At 69.2% G+C, this 14,027-nt stretch carries 18 protein-coding genes; 9 read left to right on the forward strand and 9 right to left on the reverse strand.

Annotated features, from left to right (window positions below):
• Positions 1-94: 94 nt before the first annotated feature.
• Both serC and ACGFU6_RS32190 read left to right on the forward strand, forming a co-directional pair.
• Complete coding sequence (gene serC, locus ACGFU6_RS32185) at positions 95-1,213, forward strand: phosphoserine transaminase (RefSeq protein WP_393616100.1); 1,119 nt, start codon at positions 95-97, stop codon at positions 1,211-1,213.
• Positions 1,214-1,373: 160 nt separating this feature from the next.
• Positions 1,374-2,081 carry a Uma2 family endonuclease gene (locus ACGFU6_RS32190; protein WP_393616101.1) on the forward strand — a complete coding sequence of 236 codons (708 nt, stop codon included), beginning with the start codon at positions 1,374-1,376 and terminating at the stop codon, positions 2,079-2,081.
• A gap of 19 nt (positions 2,082-2,100) precedes the next feature.
• Here the strand turns inward: ACGFU6_RS32190 and ACGFU6_RS32195 are convergent, their stop codons facing one another.
• Entirely contained in the window at positions 2,101-3,126 is a 1,026-nt protein-coding gene (locus ACGFU6_RS32195) for a S41 family peptidase (RefSeq protein WP_393616102.1), read from the reverse strand.
• Positions 3,123-3,638: a GNAT family N-acetyltransferase gene (locus tag ACGFU6_RS32200; protein ID WP_393616103.1), complete on the reverse strand. Its 516-nt coding sequence runs from the start codon at positions 3,636-3,638 to the stop codon at positions 3,123-3,125. The genes ACGFU6_RS32195 and ACGFU6_RS32200 overlap by 4 nt, the downstream gene beginning before the upstream one ends.
• Positions 3,639-3,742: 104 nt before the next feature.
• Between ACGFU6_RS32200 and ACGFU6_RS32205 the strand changes: the two genes are divergently transcribed.
• Positions 3,743-4,138, forward strand: coding sequence for a PPOX class F420-dependent oxidoreductase (locus ACGFU6_RS32205; RefSeq protein WP_393616104.1), 396 nt, complete (start codon positions 3,743-3,745; stop codon positions 4,136-4,138).
• Between the two features lie 6 nt (positions 4,139-4,144).
• Here the strand turns inward: ACGFU6_RS32205 and ACGFU6_RS32210 are convergent, their stop codons facing one another.
• A complete protein-coding gene (locus ACGFU6_RS32210) occupies positions 4,145-5,137 on the reverse strand; it encodes a WD40 repeat domain-containing protein (RefSeq protein ID WP_393616105.1) in 993 nt (330 codons plus the stop codon).
• Here ACGFU6_RS32210 and ACGFU6_RS32215 point away from each other — a divergent pair.
• Positions 5,136-5,966, forward strand: a complete 831-nt coding sequence (locus tag ACGFU6_RS32215; RefSeq protein WP_393616106.1) for a GDSL-type esterase/lipase family protein — start codon at positions 5,136-5,138, stop codon at positions 5,964-5,966. The genes ACGFU6_RS32210 and ACGFU6_RS32215 overlap by 2 nt on opposite strands.
• Here ACGFU6_RS32215 and ACGFU6_RS32220 read toward each other — a convergent pair.
• From ACGFU6_RS32220 to ACGFU6_RS32235, 4 genes are all read right to left on the reverse strand, one after another.
• Positions 5,902-6,543 (reverse strand): helix-turn-helix domain-containing protein, encoded by a 642-nt coding sequence (locus tag ACGFU6_RS32220; protein WP_393616107.1) that lies wholly within the window; start codon positions 6,541-6,543, stop codon positions 5,902-5,904. The two genes, ACGFU6_RS32215 and ACGFU6_RS32220, sit on opposite strands and share 65 nt — an antisense overlap.
• Before the next feature lie 74 nt (positions 6,544-6,617).
• Positions 6,618-7,256, reverse strand: a complete 639-nt coding sequence (locus ACGFU6_RS32225) for a TetR/AcrR family transcriptional regulator (RefSeq protein ID WP_393616108.1) — start codon at positions 7,254-7,256, stop codon at positions 6,618-6,620.
• A gap of 102 nt (positions 7,257-7,358) precedes the next feature.
• Positions 7,359-8,384: a hypothetical protein gene (locus ACGFU6_RS32230; protein WP_393616109.1), complete on the reverse strand. Its 1,026-nt coding sequence runs from the start codon at positions 8,382-8,384 to the stop codon at positions 7,359-7,361.
• 111 nt (positions 8,385-8,495) lie between these two features.
• Positions 8,496-8,921, reverse strand: coding sequence for a hypothetical protein (locus ACGFU6_RS32235; protein ID WP_393616110.1), 426 nt, complete (start codon positions 8,919-8,921; stop codon positions 8,496-8,498).
• Positions 8,922-9,038: 117 nt separating this feature from the next.
• Here ACGFU6_RS32235 and ACGFU6_RS32240 point away from each other — a divergent pair, with 117 nt between their 5' ends.
• Genes ACGFU6_RS32240 through ACGFU6_RS32250 form a run of 3 tightly spaced genes read left to right on the forward strand, consistent with a single transcriptional unit; the run spans position 9,039 to position 10,610 of the window.
• On the forward strand, positions 9,039-9,815 hold the full coding sequence (locus tag ACGFU6_RS32240; RefSeq protein ID WP_393616111.1) for a Scr1 family TA system antitoxin-like transcriptional regulator: 777 nt from the start codon (positions 9,039-9,041) through the stop codon (positions 9,813-9,815).
• Complete coding sequence (locus ACGFU6_RS32245; RefSeq protein ID WP_393616112.1) at positions 9,812-9,991, forward strand: DUF397 domain-containing protein; 180 nt, start codon at positions 9,812-9,814, stop codon at positions 9,989-9,991. Before ACGFU6_RS32240 ends, ACGFU6_RS32245 begins: the two co-directional genes overlap by 4 nt.
• 4 nt (positions 9,992-9,995) lie before the next feature.
• Positions 9,996-10,610, forward strand: a complete 615-nt coding sequence (locus tag ACGFU6_RS32250; RefSeq protein ID WP_393616113.1) for a hypothetical protein — start codon at positions 9,996-9,998, stop codon at positions 10,608-10,610.
• A gap of 53 nt (positions 10,611-10,663) precedes the next feature.
• Here ACGFU6_RS32250 and ACGFU6_RS32255 read toward each other — a convergent pair whose 3' ends face one another.
• Positions 10,664-11,707, reverse strand: a complete 1,044-nt coding sequence (locus ACGFU6_RS32255) for a helix-turn-helix transcriptional regulator (RefSeq protein ID WP_393616114.1) — start codon at positions 11,705-11,707, stop codon at positions 10,664-10,666.
• A 92-nt stretch (positions 11,708-11,799) separates the two neighbouring features.
• On the opposite strand from ACGFU6_RS32255, the gene ACGFU6_RS32260 reads away from it, so the two are divergent.
• Positions 11,800-12,201, forward strand: coding sequence for a VOC family protein (locus ACGFU6_RS32260; protein WP_393616115.1), 402 nt, complete (start codon positions 11,800-11,802; stop codon positions 12,199-12,201).
• Between the two features lie 74 nt (positions 12,202-12,275).
• Here ACGFU6_RS32260 and ACGFU6_RS32265 read toward each other — a convergent pair whose 3' ends face one another.
• The gene (locus ACGFU6_RS32265; RefSeq protein WP_393616142.1) at positions 12,276-12,920 is read right to left on the reverse strand and encodes a LysE family translocator; all 645 of its coding nucleotides are present in this window, start codon (positions 12,918-12,920) and stop codon (positions 12,276-12,278) included.
• A 569-nt stretch (positions 12,921-13,489) separates the two neighbouring features.
• Between ACGFU6_RS32265 and ACGFU6_RS32270 the strand changes: the two genes are divergently transcribed.
• Positions 13,490-13,960 (forward strand): hypothetical protein, encoded by a 471-nt coding sequence (locus tag ACGFU6_RS32270; RefSeq protein WP_393616116.1) that lies wholly within the window; start codon positions 13,490-13,492, stop codon positions 13,958-13,960.
• The last annotated feature ends 67 nt before the right edge of the window (positions 13,961-14,027 follow it).

Genomic DNA, 14,027 nt, shown 5'->3' on the forward strand with positions numbered 1-14,027 from the left:
GGGACGCGTGATCCGGCGTCCACCGACCGGATCGCGCGTCTCATCCGACGGACAGGATGCGTAGCCGCCGTACCGAGCGGCTACGCTCCGACTCGTGGCCGACATCCAGATTCCCGCTGACATCAAGCCCGCCGACGGGCGCTTCGGCGCCGGTCCTTCCAAGGTGCGGACGGAGGCGCTCGACGCGCTGGCCGCCACCGGAACGTCCTTGCTCGGTACGTCCCACCGCCAGGCTCCGGTGAAGAACCTGGTCGGCGCGGTACGTGACGGAGTGCGCGACCTCTTCTCCCTTCCCGAGGGATACGAGGTGATCCTGGGCAACGGCGGCTCCACCGCCTTCTGGGACATCGCGACGCACGGCCTGATCGAGGCGAAGTCGCAGCACCTCAACTTCGGCGAGTTCTCCTCCAAGTTCGCCAAGGCCTCGCTCCTCGCTCCGTGGCTGGCCGACCCGACCGTCATCGCCTCCGACCCGGGCACCCACCCGGACCCGCAGGCCGAACCGGGCGTCGACGTCTACGCCCTCACGCACAACGAGACCTCGACCGGTGTCGCAGCGCCCATCAAGCGCGTCGCGGGCGCCGACGCGGGCTCCCTGGTCCTGGTGGACGCCACCTCCGGCGCGGGCGGCCTGCCGGTCGACATCGCCGAGACGGACGTCTACTACTTCGCCCCGCAGAAGTCCTTCGCCTCCGACGGCGGCCTCTGGATCGGGATCTTCTCCCCCGCCGCCCTGGAGCGCGCGGCCCGTATCCACGCCTCCGGCCGCCACGTCCCGGAGTTCTTCTCGCTGCCGACGGCGATCGACAACTCCCTGAAGAACCAGACGTACAACACCCCGGCCCTGGCCACGCTGTTCCTCCTGAACGAGCAGCTGACCTGGATGAACACCCAGGGCGGCCTGGACTTCACCACCGGCCGCACGGCAGCCTCCTCCGGCCACCTGTACGGCTGGGCCGAGGAGTCCAAGTACGCCACCCCGTTCGTCACGGACCCGGCCAAGCGCTCGCAGGTCATCGGCACGATCGACTTCGCGGACGAGATCGACGCCACGGCCGTCGCCAAGGCCCTGCGCGCCAACGGCGTCGTCGACACGGAGCCGTATCGCAAGCTGGGCCGCAACCAGCTGCGCGTGGCGATGTTCCCGGCGATCGACCCGTCGGACGTCCAGGCGCTGACGGCGTGCATCGACTACGTGATCGAGAAGCTGTAACCGGTCCTCCGACACGTACGGAACGGCCCTGCACCCGCGACCCGGTGTGCAGGGCCGTTTCTGCTTCACACTCGCCGGGGTGACGCGGGGCATACCCGCCGCGAAGGCGTCGGCGGTCCTACGATGATGTTCTCGACATCTGCCTTTCAGGAGGCCCTGAATGCCTGCGGAAACAGTCGAGCGCCCCTGTGCCGATGAGCCGGAACGGCCGAAGCCCGAATCGCTGCTCGAAAGCGCCAACCGGCTCTCGGAGCGGCTCCCGGGTCACCGGGTCGAGATCGGCGGCGGCGTCATCACCGTGGCCCCGTTGCCGGACGGCGCGCACGGCCGCGCCCTGACCAAACTGATGCGTCCGCTGATCGAGGCGGGTCTCGACGACGGGGAATCGGCGGTCATCCAAGGGATCGGCGTCTGGCTGCCCAGCGGCCCCTCCGACTACGCCATCCCGGACCTGGCCGTCGTCGACGCCGATTTCGACGCGCACGTGGTCGAGAACAACTGCTACGACCCCGGCGCCTTCCGGCTCGTCCTGGAGGTCACCTCCGGCAACTACCAGAACGACCTGCGGCACAAGGTCACCGCCTACGCCGCCGCCAAGATCCCCGTCTACGTCATCCTCGACCGCAAGCACGGCCGGGTCCACGTCCTCACGGACCCCTTCACCAGCGGGTACGACACCCACCAGGTGTACGCGCCCGGCCACAGCGTCACGCTCCCCGACTCGATCGGCGCCAAGGTGGTCCTGGACGTCGCCGCCCTGGTGGCGGCGGGCCGCCCCAGCCCGAAGCTGAAGCCCGAGCCGTCGGAGGGGCCCACCCCGCCCCGGGAGCAGGAGCCGCAGCCGGAGCGGCAGCCGTCCGAGAGCTGAGGGCCGGTCGCCCGACCGGTCAGGAACCCCCCCGGCACGCCTTCTGCTTCCTGAGCCAGGCCGCGGCTTCCGTACGGGCCCGGTTGTGTCCGAGGGCCTCGGGGATCTCCACGTCCGGTTCGATGGGTCCGTCGTAGGTCCGCCCGGTCCGGTCGGCCTCGCGGGCCACGGTCAGGATGACCAGCGCACCGTCGGACTGTTCGTACGACACGTTCGCGGTGGGGTGGCCCGTGGTCGCCTCCCCGAACGTGCGGGTGTCCGGGCGGCCCCGGAAGGCGATGGTGACGGCCTCCCCGGCGCTCACCGTCCGGCGGCTGGTCAGGACGGCCACCGGCGGCGCCGGACGGGTCAGCGGCTTCGCCGGGCCCCATGTGTCCAGGTACTGGCGGGGGGTGCCCTTCGTGAGCGTCCAGGGGGACTTCCTGCCGTCCGCGTAGACGGCGTTCCCGACGGTGCCGTCGCCCAGCACCGATCCGACAGCGGCGAGCGGCCCCCACATGTCTCCGCCGTGGTTGCTCCGCAGGTCGATGATCCAGCCGCAGACGCCCTGGCCGTCGAGCCCGGCGACGGTCGAGCGCGCCGAGCGGACATAGGGGGCGGCCACACCGTCGGAGGGCTCCGAGGGAAGCGTCAGATGAGCGATGCCGCCCGCGAGCCGGCGGCCTTCGGGAAGCATCAGGTCCTCGGCCGGTGCGTTCAGGGATTCGTCGGCCTGCTCCGGGTCGTAGAAGGTGCTGTGCCCGTCGTTCAGGTCCCGCACCGCATGCCGGATCGCCTGGTACGTCTCGGACGGCGTCTGCGCCTTCCGCGCTTCCGCGAAGGCGTCCTGACGGAGCTTCGGCCAGTCCACGTCCTTGGTGACCAGGGAGTGCTTCTCCATCACGTCCAGGGCGGAGGTCAGGTAGGTGCGCGCCTTCGGCGACATTCCGTCCCCGGGAGCCGCGTCGGCGTCACCGCCCGCGCCGCCGCCCGTGCAGCCCACCGCTGCCGCCAGTACGACGAAGCCGAGGGCCGTCGAGAAGAGGCCCCGCGGCCATCCCCTCATCGCGCGTCCAGCCGCCACCGCACCTCACCGTCCTCCCACTCGTCCGTCCGCACGAGCCCCGCCGCGGCGGCCACCGCCGCCGACGCCGCGTGGTCGGGGTGGATGTGGGCGACGACCGTACGCACCGCTCCCCCGTCCAGCAGGTGCGCCACGAGGCCCACCGCCGCCTCCTTGGCGTAGCCCCGGCCCTGCCATCCGGACCCGATCACCCAGGCGATCTCCGCCCGCGCCTCGGGCACGTTCACCGTCGCCTGCACGTACCCGGCCAGGCAGTCGTCGCCGCGCACGGCGAGCACCCAGTTCCACCACCGCTCGGCCGGGTCCGGCGAGCCGGCGCTCTGGCGTGCGTAGCGGGCCCGCAGGGCGTCCGCGTCCAGGGGAGCGCCGCCGGTGAAGGTGTGCAGGGCCGGGTCGGAGAGTACGGCCGCCATCTCGTCCGCGTGCGCCACCCGCAGCGGCAGGGCGTCCAGGCGCTGGGTGGAGAAGGGCATCGGCCCGTGGTCCGTCGTCATGTGCGGATGATCATACTGCCGGGCCCCGGTGGCGGCCAGGAAAACGCCCGTCCGGCGGCCCGTCCGGGGATGACACGGCGCCGGGCCTGCGGATCATGGAAGGTATGGACACGATTGCTGAGCTCAAGCCCTTCGTGAAGCAGTACGCCGTCCTGCTCAGCACCCGTCGGCAGGACGGAACGCATGCCGACACCCCCGTCAACATCGCGGTCGAGGGCGACCACGCGTACATCCGTACGTTCTCGTCGGCCTGGAAGGTGGAGCGGATGCGCAACCACCCCACCGTGCGCATCGGCCCGTGCACACTGCGCGGCAGGCCGACCGGTCCGCAGATCACCGCCCACGCACGGCTCCTCCAGGCGGGCTCGAAGGAGAACACGCACGCCGCCCGGATGATGTCGCGCAAGCACCCGATCGTGCAGGGCGTGCTCGTCCCGCTCGCGCACAAGATCAAGCGGGACCGGACCCTGCACTACGAGGTCCGCCCGCTCGAAACGTGACCCCTGTCAGCCCTTGCGACGTCGCCTGCCCAGGAAGAGCACCAGCCCGATCACGGCCAGGACGCCGAGACCGGTCGCCGTGGTGCCCTTCACCGGCACACCGTCGCCTCCACCGCTGCCCGTACCGGATGACGACGACGGGGACTTGACGCCGGTACGGCCCGACTCGCCGCCGTTCTTCAGGTCCACCCGCACCACGTCACTCTGCTCGCCCTCGGAGCCGTACATCAGCGCCGAACCGTCGGCCGTGTACGTGACCGACTCGGCCTGCCCCAGCAGCGGGGACTCGACCGGGTAGTCCTTGCCGAGCCTGCCGTCCTTGAACACGTAGCCGCGCGCGCTGAAGTACGAGCGCAGCACCAGCTCCTTCCCGTCCGGCGAGAACGCCCCGTCCGTCACCCACGGCACCTCGCCGACCCGCCGGAAGATGTTGTCCGAGCCGGCCGTGAGCTTCGCGGGCCCCTCGTAGAGCCCGCCGCCGCCCTCCTTCTTCGAGGCGATGTACGCGCGCCCCGTCTTCGGGTGGACCATCAGCGCCTCCGCGTTGCGCGGGCCGTCCGCGTACTTCACGTCGAACTGCGTCGCGCGGACCGTCGCGTCCCGCAGCACCTTCGGCTCGGGGAAGCGGTAGATCCAGACGTGGTCCCAGCTGCCGTTGAGGTTGTCCCCGATGTCACCGACGTACAGATTCCCGTCGGGCCCCAGCGAGATCGCCTCCACGTCGCGCGGCTCCCCCACACCCTTCATGGTGATCTTCGCGACGGTCTTGCCGGTCCTGGAGTCGACGGCGAAGACGTACGGCCCGTCGTCGCTGTCGTTGTGCGTCCAGTAGATCCCCGGATGGGCACGGCTGGCGGCCAGTCCGCTGGACTCGGTGATCCGCGGGTCCTTGATCGTGAAGCTGCGGTCGGCCCCGCCGTCGTCGGCCACGGCGGGCACCGCCACCGCGAGGGACAGGAGCGCGGCGGCGCCGAAGGCGGTCAGTCGATGGGAGCGCATGGCACAAGTGTCCATCGTCACGTCGCAGGCCGAAGCCATGATCGGCCATGATGACGCCATGCGTTTCATGTTCGTCGGCGATTCCATGACCATCGGGCGCTCCGGCGACTTCACCTGGCGCTACCGCATGTGGCAGCACCTGGAGGCATCCTTCGGCGCCCCGTACGCGATCGTCGGCCCGCGCAGCGAGCTGCACGACACCGGCACGGGCACCCCGGTCTCCTACGCGTACGCCGCCGGGGAATTCCCCGCTCCCGCCCGCGCGCACCTGGCCGGCTGGGGCGAGGGCTGGCTGCACATGGCCCCGGTGATCGCGGACACGGTCGCCGCACACCGCGCGGACATCCTGCTCGTCTCGCTCGGCCTGATAGACCTCGGCTTCTACACGGACAGCGAGCAGACCGCCCGCAACGCCCGCGCCTTCCTCACGGCGGCCCGCACCGCGAACCCGCGCATCAGATGCGTACTGCTCCCCGTCATACCGAACATCCGGGCCGAGTCGGACGCCCCCTTCGCCGCCGAGTGCGCCCGCTTCAACGAACTCCTCGCCAAGGCCGTGGCGGACCTCGACGAACCGGCGTCCCCGCTGCTGCTCGCCTCCCGCCCGCCGGGCTACGACATCCACACGGACACCTACGACGGCACCCATCCCGGCCCGTCCGGCGAACACCGGCTCGCGGGTGCCTACGCCGACGCGATGCACCAGGCCTGGGGGCTGGGCGGGCCGTACGCCCCGGCGCGGGACCGGCCCGAGGCGCGGCCCCTCACTGCTTTGCCGACGGCTTCGCCCGTACGTGCATCCGCTCCCCCTGCGGTCCGAACAGGCTGAGGAACTCCACCGGTTCCGGCCCGACGTTGCCCCACCAGTGCGGGGTACGCGTGTCGAACTCGGCCACCTCGCCCGCCTTCAGCACCAGGTCGTGCTCGCCCAGCACCAGCCGCAGCCGCCCCGACAGCACGTACAGCCACTCGTACCCCTCGTGCACCCGCTGCTCGACCGGCCCCGGCGGGCCCGTCAGTCCGGGCATGACCTGCTTGTACGCGTTCACCCCGCCGATGTGCCGGGTCAGCGGCACGAACGTCATGCCGTGCCGGTTGAACGGGCGGAAGGTGACCCTCGGATCACCGGTGTCCGGCGCGCCGACGAGCTCGTCCAGCTGCACCCCGTACGCCTTCGCCAGCGGGAGCAGCAGCTCCAGCGTCGGCTTGCGGCCGCCGGACTCCAGCCGGGACAGCGTGCTGAGCGAGATCCCGGTGGTCTCGCTCAGCTGGGCCAGCGTCGTGCCGCGCTCCGTCCGCAGTGCGCGCAGCCGGGGCCCCACTCCGGTCAGGACGGACGAGAACTCGTCGCCCGTCGCGCCGCCGTCTTCCACGCCGTGGTGCTCGTGGTGCTCGTGTGCTGCCATTCCTCCATGATGCCTCCGCTTGCCGATCCGGCAACCGGCTTTGTCGGTCGGTACGGTCGGACGGAGGCCTCGGGTCAGGTACCCGGACGCATCATGGCCAGCGACATCCGGGTCAGCTCGCTGGTCAGCCAGTCGCGCGGGACCTGGCGCGGACGGCGCCCGTGGTGGGCGAGGAGCTCGTCGACGGAGTGTGTCAGCACCTGCACGACGACGGTGAGATCGCCCTTCGCTCCACGGCCCCGCTCGACTGCTCGCTCGGCCTCGCCGGTCAGGAACTCGACCCACACCGACCGCCACATCGCGAGGTGTTCGTCCATCGCCCGGCTCACCCCGAGGACCTCGACGAACGCCACCCTCGCCGCCCGCGAGTCCCGGGTGACGACCCGCACATAGGCGTCGAAGAGCCGGTGGAACCGCTCCTCCGTCGAACAGGCCTCAATACCCTCGGCCGAAAGCTCTCTCTCGACCGCCTGCATCCCGCCGGTCGCCACCTCGTCGTACAGGTCGACGAGCAGGGCCTCACGCGATTCGAACTCGCGATAGAAATCGCGCAGTTCCACGTGGGCAGCGGCGCAGAGATCCTCGACGGAGGTACGGGCATACCCGTACACGGCGAACAAGGTACGCCCGGCCGACATCAGTTGCTCACGGCACCGCACCGGGTCCCTCGTCACCCGAACTCCGTCCCATCGGTCAACCATGGCGTCCACCACCGGTCCTCCTCAGTTCGTCCAGGCCCCCGGGCCCACTCTCCTCGATCCACCGCACCGGCGGTGGAACCGCCACACCGTCACACCGGCGAACGGCCGTACGCCTCAGCCGGCACCGCCGGTCGCGTCCTGCGCGAGGACCGCCGCGACCCGTTCCCGCCAGGGCAACGGCTCGGGCTCCTCGACGTCCTCGCCCCGATCGGGGGCGTAGACCGGCCACTTGGCCGCGTGCGCCCGCCAAGCGGCCTCCTGCGCACAAGGCGCACACACCGTCTCGTCACCCCGGGGCCGGAACATGTGCTCCCGGCCCGGCCCCTCACAGGGCACGGGCGGCCGGGCCGCAGACAGCGCGGGCGTGGATGCGGCCGCGCACACCGGCTCCGGGAGCTTCTGCAGCAACCGGTACCGCAGGAACCCCACGGCCGACCGCACCCCGCCCTCGGGCAACTCGCTGACCAAGGCCAGCCGCAGCTCCGCCGCCCGCACCCCGCGCCGCAGCCAGTCGGCGGCGACGTCGGCCAGTCCCCGGGCCTCACGGACGCCGAGGTGGAGTTGCGGGTGCGCGTGCCGGAGGGAGAGCAGTACGTGCTCGGCCTCGACGACCTCGGCATCCCGCTCCAGGGCGGCTTCACCCTCCGGCTCGGACGGTTCGGACGGTGAAGTCCGGTCCGCTTCGGAGGGTGGGTGGGATGAGTTCTTCTCCTGTCGTTCTTCCACCGGTAGTTGACCACCGGCCGACCGACTACCCGGCTGACCGACCGCCGGAGAGTGACTACTCGGTCCCACCTGCGATGATTGCGGCCCGGAGTCGCGGAAGCGGCGGGCCTCTTCGGCGGAGATGGCCACATTGCTGACCAGTTGATCGGTCACCCACAGCCCTCCGTCCCGTTGCCGCCGCCACTCATGCACGAACTCCTGTGCCTTGAGCTGCTCCTTGGCCTTCTGGTAGGCACGCCCGGTGATCCCGAGCCGCCTGGCGTGCTCGCTGAGCGCCTTGTCCGTACGGCCCGGGGGCAGCCCCTGTACGTAGGTGATCAAGATCTTCGCGTCGCTGTCGAGCTTCGGATGCCGGATGACATCGTGCGACGCCTTCACATAGCCGTATGACGGCGAGATAGCATGAAAAAGCATTCTCGGTGGACCTCAAGCAATCCATCGCGGGGTGAAGGCCCTCGGTCGGGTGTTGGTAGCACCTCCGGGGGCCGCCCCATGCGTAAACACACACAGAGCGTGATAACGCGATCACGGTACATCACACTTCTCGGCCTCCACCACACCCATAAGCAGCTCGAACAGCAGTTCCGTATCTACGAACGGGACTTGGGCGGTGGGCCGCGAACGCCAGTCCAGCGGATACGTCAGCCCCTCCAGCGCGGGCACCCCGACGAACGCCGCCCCCTCCCGCACCATCGCCTCGGCCCCGACGGGCCACCGGAACGCGCGTGCGCTGCCGGGCGGCAGCAGAAAGCACATACTCCGCTCCCCGATCCGGGACCGGACGATGGGCCCGGCCTGGAAATCGGTGAACTGCATGACTTCGTACGCCACTTGCTCGCCCAGCAGGCCGATGATCCGCACGGCGTCGAAGTGGATCCCGGCATGACGCAGGGCGTGCCCGCTCGCGGGAATCCAGTTGGGCACCAGGTCAGGTGAAGTTTTCGGTTCCATACGTAGAGCGTCGGCGCCCACACGTACGGTGACCAGGGACGCAAGACATCTGTGCACTGCTGTGCACTTGGGGGGTGAGCTGTGCACTCCGATGGGCACGGTGGCAGTAATGCGGGGATGTTCGGCTCATTGCTGCGGTTCTACCGCGAACGGGCGGGCCTGTCGCAGGACTCCCTGGGCGCAAAAATCGGCTTCTCGAAGTCGCAGGTCGCGATGGTGGAGCGGGGGGAACGTCCGCCGAAGGGAGACTTCACTCCGCTCGCGGACGCCGCACTCGGCGCGGACGGTGCTCTGACAGCAGCAGCCAAGGAACTGACCTTCAGCCGGGTGGCCTCTTGGTTCGAACCGTTCGCCGAGGAAGAGGCCAAGGCCAGGACGCGCTACGAGTACGAATCCAATGTCATGCCTGGGCTGTTGCAGACCGAGGAGCACGCACGTGCTGTGTTCAGCGGAGCCTGTCCGCCTCTCGATGACGACGAGATCGAGGCATTGGTCGCGGGCCGTCTCGCACGTCACGCCATGCTGACCCGTAAACCGGCGCCGGATATCAGTTTCGTCCTGGAATTCAGTGCGCTCCTTCGCCCCATCGGTGGACGGCGCGTGCACCAGGCACAACTCCAGCATCTGCTTGAGGTTGGCGAGCTGCGTCACGTGCACATTCAGGTGATGTCACCCGAGCGGGTGACACATGGCGGACTGAGTGGGTCCTTCGTCCTGCTGGAGACCGATGACCGGCGTCGGCTGGCGTACCTGGAGGTTCAGAACTGCAACTTCCTCGTCAGCGAACAGGCCCATGTGGGAACCCTGTTCGCCAGATATGGCATCGTGCGGATGCAGGCTCTCAGACCGGAAGAGTCACGGAAGCTGATTGAGCAGGCAGCAAAGAGACTATGAATACTCACCTCAAGTGGATCAAGAGCAGCTACAGCGGCCCGGAGGGCGGCAACTGTGTAGAGGTCGCCACCCGGCCCCGCGCCGTCCACGTCCGGGACTCCAAGGACATCACCGTCCCCGCCCTCGCCCTCTCCCCCGCCGCTTGGTCGGCGTTCCTCAAACACACGGTGGTATAGAGCAATGGCCTGGTTCGACGAACTGCCCGAGGTCATCACCCGAGCCGACTTCGGGAACCTGGTGTCGCGGCCGCCCCGCAGCATCGAACTCATGTCGTCCAGAGGCCTGGCCGCCGATCCCGCCTACCGCAATCGCAACAAGTTCGTCTGGCACGAGGCGGCCGCGCTCGGCTGGTTCCGCTCCCTCCAGGAGCACGCGGTGGTCGTACCCGCGAACGCTCTGGCCATGAGCGAACTGGCCGCGCACAGCGCGTACGTATGCCCGCTGGACAGCAAGCACGTGGGGCTGGCCCGTCCCAAGATGCTCGTGATGTACCGGCCGGGCGGCGAGGGCCTGGTCTTCGGGGTGGACGCGGTCGAGACCGTCAACCAGCAGATCGACGGCACGCGCGACGCGAGCGCGCAAACGCGGCAGATCCTGCGCGACGGCAAGCCCCTGGACTCCGCCTGGCAGCGGCAGTGGACCGTGTTCCACCTCAGGGAGGCCGGCACGATCGGCAGGATCACACCCGCGATCCAGCAGGGACGCTACCTGCGCCTGGACGACGTCCTGGACGCCCTGACGAGCGGCCACCTCACGGTCCCCACCCTCGACGAGGCGTTCCCCGCCCGGAAGTAGCGGAGTCCGCGAGAGGCATGACCTGAGGCGACCCGTTTCGTAGCGCGCCCGGCTCAGGCCCCGCCCGTCACCCCGCCGCGCGGCGCCTCATGCGCCGTCTCCGGGTGGTCGCGTTCGCCCGATCGCGCCAGGCGGTCGGCGAACGCGACGACGAGGGTGCGCAGTGCGTCGGGCCGTTCGATGACGAACGGCCGGTCGAGCGAGGCGAGTACCGGCGGCAGCCAGTCGAGCTCCTGCGCCCGTAGCTCGACTCGCATCCACCGCCCGGCACCCGGATCCGTTCCCGCGTCCCCGGGGGCGGTCTCCTCCAGCGTCGCGACACTGGCCGGCAGTCGGGTACGGATCTGGTCAACGGTCGCGTCGATCCGCAGGGTCACCTCGTACCGGTAGTCGGCCGTGGCGAACCCGGAGAGCACGCGCTGTGCCGGGTCGAAACCGTCGGGCACCTCGAAGGAGCCGGTCAGGGGCCTGGCGCCCGTGATGCGGTCGAGCCGGAAGGTCCGGTTCTCACCGATGCCGGGGTCCACGCCCGTGACGTACCAGCGGCCCGCGTGGGAGACGATCCCGTACGCGTGCAGCAGGCGTTCGCTGCGGTGTCCGTCCCGGTCGGTGTATCCGATCGAGACCGGCCGCCGGTGGCGTACCGCGTCGGCGACGGTGAGCAGGACCTCGGCATCCGGGGTGGGGAACTCACCGGGCGGGGTGGTGAAGGCGAGGGACTCCAGAACCGTGTCGAGCCTGCGGGCCAGCCGCTCGGGCAGCACCCTGCGGATCTTGGCCGCCGCCGTCTCGCTCGCCGCGTCCGCCGCCGTCATCAGCCCGGAGCGGCGGCCGGCGGCCAGGCCGAGCAGTACGGCGAGCGCCTCGTCGTCGCTGAGCATGAGCGGCGGCACCCGGTATCCGGAGCCGATCCGGTATCCGCCGTAGCGACCGCGCACCGCCTCCACCGGGACGTCCAGGTCGATCAGCTGGTCCACGTACCGCCGTACGGTCCGCCCGTCGACACCGAGCCTGCCGGCGAGTTCGGCCACGGTGCGGATGCCCCCGGACTGCAGCAGCTCCAGGAGGATCAGTACGCGCCCGGTGGGTCGAGACATGTTCCGAGCCTAACGCGAATACCGGACCGATTCTGTCCACTATTCGTCCTAGTCTGCGAAGAACAGCAGCTCCACCGACCCGGGAGAACACCATGGACTTCGTCTCGATCCGCATCATCACCGGAGACATCGCGCGCCTCGTCGAGTTCTACGAGAAGGCCACCGGCATCCCCGCGGTCTGGGCCACCGAGGACTTCGCCGAACTCAGCACCCCCACCGCCACGCTCGCGATCGGGAGCACCCGCACCGTCGGACTGTTCGCTCCGGGTTCCGCCCGTCCGGCGGAGAACCGCAGCGTGATCATCGAGTTCCTCGTCGACGACGTGGACCGGGTACACCGGAACCTGACCGGCTTCGTCACCGACTTCGTCAACGAGCCGACGACGATGCCGTGGGGCAACCGGGCGCTGCTCTTCCGCGACCCCGACGGCAACCTCGTCAACTTCTTCACGCCGGTCACCCCGGCCGCCGTCGAGAAGTTCGCCCGTCACTGAACGCCGAGCCGCCCGCCCGGGGCGGGCGGCGGAGGGAAGGGACACCCCGCGGCTCGGGGCCGGGCCCTTACCGGTCAGGCCTGGGCGCGTGCCGGCACTTCCCGGGCGAGGACGACCGCGACGGCGCCGAGGAGGGTGCCGGTGATCCGGCGTTGCCACTTGGCCCACTGCGGACGGCTCTTGAGGAGTCCGGCGACCGATCCGGCCGCGAGCACGATCAGCCCGTTCACCGTGAGGCCCACCGCGATCTGTATCGCGCCCAGGGCGAACCCCTGGGCCGTGGTGTGGCCGCGCTCGGGATCGATGAACTGCGGGATGAGGGCGAGGTACAGGATGGCGACCTTCGGGTTGAGCAGGTTGGTGACCAGCCCCATCCGCAGCAGCTTCCCGTGCGAGTCGCGCTGGAGGTCGCGCGGCTCGAACAGGCCTCGCCCGCCCGGCCTGAGCGTCTGCCAGGCGAGGTAGGCGAGGTAGGCCGCACCGGCGGCCTTGAAGCCGATGTACAGCCACGGGACGGCGACGAAGACCACCGCCAGGCCCAGGTTGGCCAACGTCATGTACACCAGGAAGCCCAACCCGGTCCCGACGAGCGACACAAGACCGGCCGTCCGGCCCTGGCTGATGCTCCGGGACACCAGGTACACCATGTTCGGGCCAGGCGTCAGCGCCATTCCCAGTTCGACCAGGGCCATTCCGCCGGCTGCCGCCGCTGAGATCATCACACCGGCCACCATGCCAGACGCGACGCAGCCCCTGAACTCCGCCCGGCTGCGGCCCGGCAGCGACAGCGGACCTACGCCCGACGGGGCGCTCCCCGCGCGGAAGCGGTCTCCTTCCGTGACCACCGCGTACGACGCGCACCGGAGACCCGTACTCCATAACTAGCTTCTCAAGGCGACCAGTTGGGATTCCAGGCGTCTGCGGCCGTGGCGATTCCACTCCCTTTGCGCCACCCGGACGATTTCACGGAAGGTGACGAGATGGATTCGTGACAGTCGACTTCAGGCGCAAATGTCTCCTTCATGGAGAACCCGTGATGGTCTAATGATCATTCGGTGCACACCTGGGGAGGGATGCAATACCGGTGCACCGAACTGTCCGCTTTGGATGAATGCAGGCGGAATGGGTATCAATACTCAGTTGGGTGCATTAAGTACACCTATTCCATGTACCCGTCCGAATCAAAAGCCATATGGCAGACAGTGCGGTATATGACACGCGAAGCGCCTGATCACCGTCGAGCAGTTATAACCAGCCTTCCCCTCAATGCTACGCAATGAGGAGAGTCATGAATCTGAAGAAGACCCTGATGGTCAGCGCCGCAGTCATGGGCATCGGCATGTCGGCCATTGCTCCCGCCCAAGCAAGCACGGGCGAGGAGAACCAGATGAGCCCGGAAGCCTGCTCGAAGTCCCAGTCGGCGTCCACGTTCAAGTTCGCCATCTACTACAACTCGAACTACGGCGGCGCGTACAGAAACATCGGGTACAGCGTCTGGGACTTCGCCGACGAGCGTATCGGAGGCGCGCCTCAGGGCGGTACCCAGCCCCTGAACTTCTGTCACGGAGGCAGTGGGAACGCCCAGGGCATCAAGAACAATGCAGCATCGGCCAAGAACAAGCACTCCACTTACTACTCGGTCGTGTACTTCAACTCGGGGTACAAGGGAAATTCCGACTGGATCGCCCCCGGCTCCGGGTGGAGCAAGCTCTCCGGGACGTACAACGAGAACGCCTCGTTCGCCTGGCAGTCGCTCTGACCTCAAGGGAAGGGGCCCGGTTCCTGTTTCGGCGGGATCCGGGCCTGCTCCCGTCCGCATCAGTTCC

The organism is Streptomyces sp. NPDC048462 (assembly GCF_043200175.1).
Classification (GTDB): domain Bacteria; phylum Actinomycetota; class Actinomycetes; order Streptomycetales; family Streptomycetaceae; genus Streptomyces.

Coding starts and splice junctions, on each gene's coding strand:
- ACGFU6_RS32190 (WP_393616101.1), top strand. CDS start 1,374: ATGCCTGCGGAAACAGTCGAGCGCCCCTGTGCCGATGAGCCGGAACGG.
- ACGFU6_RS32215 (WP_393616106.1), top strand. CDS start 5,136: ATGGCACAAGTGTCCATCGTCACGTCGCAGGCCGAAGCCATGATCGGC.
- ACGFU6_RS32245 (WP_393616112.1), top strand. CDS start 9,812: ATGAATACTCACCTCAAGTGGATCAAGAGCAGCTACAGCGGCCCGGAG.
- ACGFU6_RS32235 (WP_393616110.1), bottom strand. CDS start 8,921: ATGGAACCGAAAACTTCACCTGACCTGGTGCCCAACTGGATTCCCGCG.
- ACGFU6_RS32270 (WP_393616116.1), top strand. CDS start 13,490: ATGAATCTGAAGAAGACCCTGATGGTCAGCGCCGCAGTCATGGGCATC.
- ACGFU6_RS32210 (WP_393616105.1), bottom strand. CDS start 5,137: ATGCGCTCCCATCGACTGACCGCCTTCGGCGCCGCCGCGCTCCTGTCC.
- ACGFU6_RS32250 (WP_393616113.1), top strand. CDS start 9,996: ATGGCCTGGTTCGACGAACTGCCCGAGGTCATCACCCGAGCCGACTTC.
- ACGFU6_RS32220 (WP_393616107.1), bottom strand. CDS start 6,543: ATGGCAGCACACGAGCACCACGAGCACCACGGCGTGGAAGACGGCGGC.
- ACGFU6_RS32200 (WP_393616103.1), bottom strand. CDS start 3,638: ATGACGACGGACCACGGGCCGATGCCCTTCTCCACCCAGCGCCTGGAC.
- ACGFU6_RS32255 (WP_393616114.1), bottom strand. CDS start 11,707: ATGTCTCGACCCACCGGGCGCGTACTGATCCTCCTGGAGCTGCTGCAG.
- ACGFU6_RS32195 (WP_393616102.1), bottom strand. CDS start 3,126: ATGAGGGGATGGCCGCGGGGCCTCTTCTCGACGGCCCTCGGCTTCGTC.
- ACGFU6_RS32230 (WP_393616109.1), bottom strand. CDS start 8,384: ATGCTTTTTCATGCTATCTCGCCGTCATACGGCTATGTGAAGGCGTCG.
- ACGFU6_RS32265 (WP_393616142.1), bottom strand. CDS start 12,920: ATGATCTCAGCGGCGGCAGCCGGCGGAATGGCCCTGGTCGAACTGGGA.
- ACGFU6_RS32240 (WP_393616111.1), top strand. CDS start 9,039: ATGTTCGGCTCATTGCTGCGGTTCTACCGCGAACGGGCGGGCCTGTCG.
- ACGFU6_RS32260 (WP_393616115.1), top strand. CDS start 11,800: ATGGACTTCGTCTCGATCCGCATCATCACCGGAGACATCGCGCGCCTC.
- ACGFU6_RS32205 (WP_393616104.1), top strand. CDS start 3,743: ATGGACACGATTGCTGAGCTCAAGCCCTTCGTGAAGCAGTACGCCGTC.